Origin of the sequence: Microseira wollei NIES-4236 (assembly GCF_020521235.1) — a bacterium.
Taxonomy (GTDB): domain Bacteria; phylum Cyanobacteriota; class Cyanobacteriia; order Cyanobacteriales; family Aerosakkonemataceae; genus Microseira; species Microseira wollei.
Map to the genome: position 1 here is coordinate 1 of NZ_BLAY01000480.1, position 846 is coordinate 846.

General features: G+C 50.6%; 1 protein-coding gene. It reads right to left on the minus strand.

Annotation, left to right across the window (positions count from 1 at the left end; all coding sequences use genetic code 11):
• Nucleotides 1–72: 72 nt before the first annotated feature.
• Nucleotides 73–846 (minus strand): photosynthetic reaction center family protein (locus tag MiSe_RS49365; RefSeq protein ID WP_226594916.1); only part of this gene is annotated, 774 nt, incomplete at its 5' end.

The window sequence follows — 846 nt, forward strand, 5'->3', positions numbered from 1 at the left end:
AAAAAACCCCAAAAACAAAAAGCGCCCCCCTAAAGGAGAGCGCTTTTCGTTAAAGTTCTAGCAACCTAGATCTTAACCATTGATAACCGGAGCGGTTAAAGCAACGGGAGCAGATTCACCAGCGGCTAAGTCGAGGGGGAAGTTGTGAGCGTTACGCTCGTGCATTACTTCCATACCCAGGTTAGCGCGGTTGATGATGTCAGCCCAGGTGTTGATGACGCGACCTTGAGAGTCGATCACCGAGTTGTTAAAGTTGAAACCGTTGAGGTTGAAGGCCATCGTAGAAACACCTAAAGCGGTGAACCAGATACCTACTACCGGCCATGCACCCAAGAAGAAGTGCAACGAACGGCTGTTGTTGAAGGAAGCGTATTGGAAGATCAAACGACCGAAGTAGCCGTGAGCTGCAACGATGTTGTAGGTTTCTTCTTCTTGACCGAATTTGTAACCGTAGTTTTGCGATTCCACTTCGGTAGTTTCACGTACCAGCGAGCTGGTTACGAGCGAACCGTGCATTGCGGAGAACAGAGAACCGCCGAATACACCAGCCACACCTAACATGTGGAAGGGGTGCATCAGGATGTTGTGTTCTGCTTGGAACACGATCATGAAGTTGAACGTACCACTGATACCCAGAGGCATACCATCAGAGAAGCTGCCTTGGCCCAGAGGATAGATCAGGAACACGGCGCTAGCTGCGGATACTGGCGCGCTGTAAGCGACGCAGATCCAAGGACGCATACCTAAGCGGTAAGATAGTTCCCACTGACGACCCATGTAGCAGAATACACCGATCAGGAAGTGGAAAATTACCAGCTGGTATGGGCCACCGTTGTACAGCCACTC